This window comes from Streptomyces sp. SID14478 (genome assembly GCF_010548525.1).
In the GTDB taxonomy this organism is placed as follows: Bacteria; Actinomycetota; Actinomycetes; order Streptomycetales; family Streptomycetaceae; genus Streptomyces.
Genome location: NZ_JAAGMG010000565.1, coordinates 1 through 3,906, shown reverse-complemented (window position 1 = coordinate 3,906; position 3,906 = coordinate 1). Strand labels below are relative to the sequence as shown.

Below are 3,906 nucleotides of genomic sequence, written 5' to 3'. Positions count from 1 at the left end.
GCCTGGCGGTGGCCGCCCTGGTCGTGCTGCCGCTCGCGACGAGTCCGGCGGCGCCGCGCGTCTGCCAGGGCAGCGCCGCGCTGTGCGACCGCCGCTACGACGAGGTCGCCTACCTCACCTCGCACAACGCGATGTCGACGACCGTCGACCGGTTCATCGGGCCGCTCCAGGACCCGGGCATCACCGCCCAGTTGGACGACGGCGTACGCGCCCTGCAGATCGACACCTACCGGTGGGAGCAGCCGGACGAGATCGCCGGCCGCCTCGACGACTCCGACTTCACGGACGCACAGCGGGCGCTCGTCACCCGGGCCGTCAACGCGTTCAACCCGCCGCGCGAGGGCCTGTGGCTGTGCCACTCAGTGTGCCGGGCGGGGGCGCTCGCGCTGGTGCCGACCCTGCGCGGGATCGGCGACTGGATGCGAGAGCACCCCAGCGAGGTCCTCACCCTGATCGTGCAGGACGCGATCACCGGCGAGGAGACCCGACAGGCCTTCCACGAGGCCGGGTTGGACGATCTGATCCTCACCCCCGACGCCGATCCCACGAAACCCTGGCCGACGCTGGGCCACATGATCGACAGCGGCCGCCGTCTCGTCGTCCTCGCGGAACAGGCGGACGGACCGGCGCCCTGGTACCGCAACTTCTACGCGTACGGCATGGAGACCCCGTTCGCCTTCCGCTCACCGGACGAGATGAGCTGTGCGCCCCATCGTGGCGGCGACGACAAACGGCTCTTCCTGCTCAACCACTTCATCACCATCGACGGCGGCAGCCGCCTCGACGCGGGCACGGTCAACACCCGCCGCTTCGTGCTCGAGCGCGCCCACCGCTGCGAGCGCGAGCGCGGCCGCCCCGTCACCTTCGTCGCCGTCGACTACGCGACGATCGGCGACGCCCTCGGAGCCGTGGACGCCCTCAACGCGGAGCGGTGAGGACGACGGCTCCCGGAGCGTGCGGCGTTCCTCATGCCGTTCGCCCCTTTTGTGCGTCTTCTCAGGTGCCCGTCCGCGTCACTCGAACCGGTCGGGGTCCCCCGCGCCGCGCCGCACGATCTCCGCCTCGCCGTTGGAGAAGTCGATGACGGTGGTCGGCTCGGTGCCGCAGTCGCCGGAGTCGAGCACCGCGTCGACCGCGTGGTCGAGCCGCTCCTTGATCTCCCAGCCCTGGGTGAGCGGCTCGTCCTCGCCGGGCAGCAGCAGGGTGCTGGACAGCAGCGGCTCGCCGAGCTCGGTCAGCAGGGCCTGCGTCACCACGTGGTCCGGGATGCGCACGCCGACCGTCTTCTTCTTCGGGTGCTGCAGCTGGCGCGGCACCTCGCGCGTCGCGGGCAGGATGAACGTGTAGCTGCCGGGCGTGGCCGCCTTGATCGTGCGGAACACGTCGTTGTCGATGTGTACGAACTTGCCGAGCTGCGCGAAATCCTGACAGACCAGGGTGAAGTGATGCTTGTCGTCGAGATGCCGGATCGCGCGGATCCGCTCGACGCCGTCCCGGTTGCCGAGCCGGCAGCCGAGCGCGTAGCAGGAGTCCGTGGGATAGGCGATCAGGGCGCTGTCGCGGATGCCGTCGGCGACCGCGCCGATGATGCGCGCCTGGGGATTCTCGGGGTGCACGTCGAAGTACCTGGCCATCCGCCGAGGGTACGGGATCAGGGACGGCCCACGACGGCGTTGCGCGCGGCGGTGAGCCGTGTGAACGCGCGACAATCCCGACACCCGTCCCCCCTGCCCTTACCCGCCGGCGGGCGCACGCCGCATACTGGTGGCGCCCCCGACCACCCACAGATCGACTCCATGGCCAAGAACAGCAGCTCATCGCAGACCGTCCCCGCCACCGCCTGGCTGGGGCACGGGCGCCACCTCGGGCCCGAGCCCGAGCAGGACGTCCGGCGCAACCTGATCGCCCTCAAGGCGGCCGGGGTGCTCGACGACTTCCTGGACCTCGACCCCGTCGAGGCGGCCCGCTCCACCGTCCTGCACCCGCGCGAGGAGTCGGCCGACCCCGGCCCGACGGCGCGCCGTCTCTTCGAGGCGCGCTGGCACGCCGCCGAGGGCGTCACGGTGCGTGCGCAGCTGACGACGTACGAGCCCGAAGGGCGCCGCAAGGACGGCGAGGGGGTCCTCTGGGTGCTCGCCGCCGAGGCGGAGCGGGCCTGGGACCCGGAGTGGCTGTCGCCCGCCACGATGTTCTGGCCGGACAGCAACCAGGTCCCCTGGGACCACGACATGGTGCCGGGCGTGCGGCTCCGGGGGGCGAACCAGCTCCCGAAGGACGACGACGAGCTGCGCCACCTGCTGCGCGACCTCACCCGGCAGAGCTGGTCGGTCCACGTCATCGTGCACGAGGCGATGACGCCGGACGCGCACGGGCAGCAGCCGATCACCCGGTTCCTGCCGCCGAGCCTGCGCCATCAGGTGGTCGAGCACCGGGCCACACCGGAGCAGGCGCAGATCGCCGACTTCGCGATGAAGCGGGAGCTGAAGCTGCGGATGCCGCGCGGCGGCGCCGTCGTCCTGCCCACGGCGCCGGGGGCCCCCGGCTACGACGCGGAGCGTTTCACCGTGCGCAGCGTCTTCCTGGACGCGTCGGAGCCGGTCGAGCTGATCGACCGCATCGAGGAGTTCGCGGCGCTGCCGCGGCCGCTGCCCGACGACGCCGAGCGGGCCCTGACCCGGCTGCGCGAGGGCTGGCACCTGCTGACACCGGACGAGGAGCTGGCCCACGCCCAGTCCATGGTCACCCGCTACGCACAGGCGCTGGACGCCATGACCACGTCGCGCGACCTGTACAAGGAGGCCGCCGAAGCGGCGCAGAGCGCGCTGGCCGAGGCGACCGGCGGCGACGGGATGCCCCGCCCCGCCGTGCCCGGCGCCGCCAGGACGGACGGCTCGCCGCTGGGCGCCCTCACCAAGGCCTTCGGCCGCTTCCGCGACCCGAACAAGTAGGGCGCCCCGACGTCACTCGTCCCCCTCCTGCTCCTGCTCCTCCTCACCGGGGTCGGACATGCGCAGCGCGATCTCTCGCAGCAGCTCGGTCGAGTTGACGTCGGTGCGGCCCTCGTCGTGCACCCTCGCGAGCTGTGTGAAGAGGAACGCGAACGCCTCGACGAGCGACACGCTGGCCGGCATGAGTGCGGCGATGGTCAGTTCGGCGGCCTGCTCGGCATCGGATCCCGCCGGGATCTCGATGGTCGGGAACACCTCCGACACGAGCCTGCCCAACTGGGTCAGATCACTGTCGAGCCGGTCCCCGTCACTGAGCCTGCGCACCATCTCCTGTGTCTCGGTCAGCACACCGATGGCCCGCAGGACGATCTCCCTCTGTTCCATGTCCGGAGCCTATGCGGGCGACGGCCCCGGGCGTGCAACGTGGTCGCAACGTCCCTCCGTCTTGACTGCGTCGTCATGAGCGACGTACCCCGTGTGGAGCTGACCCCCGCGGCCGCCGAACTGGTGCGGCGACTGCGTGACGCCCATGGCCCGTTGATGTTCCACCAGTCCGGCGGCTGCTGCGACGGCAGCGCCCCGATGTGCTATCCGGCGGGCGAATTCCGCACCGGAGGCGCGGACGTGCTGCTGCAGGACCTCGCCGTGGACGGCGTGGCGGAACCGGTGTCGTTCTGGATGTCGAAGAGCCAGTACGAGGTGTGGAGCCATACGCGTCTGATCGTCGACGTCGTCGAGGGGCGCGGCAGCGGGTTCTCGCTGGAGGCGCCCGAGGGCGTACGTTTCCTGATCCGTTCCCGGCTGGTCGACGCCTAGCCATCGACGGAGCCGGGCGCGTCTGCTGAACTCCCTTGATGCAGACGAGAGTTGACAACAGACACAGACGGCTCCTGGCGGCCCTGACGGCGGTGGGCGTACTGGCCGGCGCCGGCCTGGCGGGGGCGGCGCCGGCCAGTGC

Annotated in this window: 4 protein-coding genes and 1 pseudogene; 3 read left to right on the top strand and 2 right to left on the bottom strand. The window is 71.5% G+C overall.

The genetic code is table 11. The features are described 5' to 3' along the window. Positions 1-935 (top strand): annotated as a pseudogene (locus tag G3I40_RS18715) (hypothetical protein); the annotation flags it as partial. A gap of 78 nt (positions 936-1,013) precedes the next feature. On the opposite strand, the gene G3I40_RS18710 reads toward G3I40_RS18715, so the two are convergent. Next, a complete protein-coding gene (locus G3I40_RS18710; RefSeq protein ID WP_164303282.1) occupies positions 1,014-1,634 on the bottom strand; it encodes an L-threonylcarbamoyladenylate synthase in 621 nt (206 codons plus the stop codon). A 162-nt stretch (positions 1,635-1,796) separates the two neighbouring features. On the opposite strand from G3I40_RS18710, the gene G3I40_RS18705 reads away from it, so the two are divergent. Next, positions 1,797-2,948 (top strand): hypothetical protein, encoded by a 1,152-nt coding sequence (locus tag G3I40_RS18705; protein ID WP_164303281.1) that lies wholly within the window; start codon positions 1,797-1,799, stop codon positions 2,946-2,948. Positions 2,949-2,960: 12 nt separating this feature from the next. Here the strand turns inward: G3I40_RS18705 and G3I40_RS18700 are convergent, their stop codons facing one another. Then, positions 2,961-3,332: a hypothetical protein gene (locus tag G3I40_RS18700; protein WP_164303280.1), complete on the bottom strand. Its 372-nt coding sequence runs from the start codon at positions 3,330-3,332 to the stop codon at positions 2,961-2,963. 75 nt (positions 3,333-3,407) lie between these two features. On the opposite strand from G3I40_RS18700, the gene G3I40_RS18695 reads away from it, so the two are divergent. Then, positions 3,408-3,764 (top strand): DUF779 domain-containing protein, encoded by a 357-nt coding sequence (locus tag G3I40_RS18695; RefSeq protein ID WP_164303279.1) that lies wholly within the window; start codon positions 3,408-3,410, stop codon positions 3,762-3,764. The last annotated feature ends 142 nt before the right edge of the window (positions 3,765-3,906 follow it).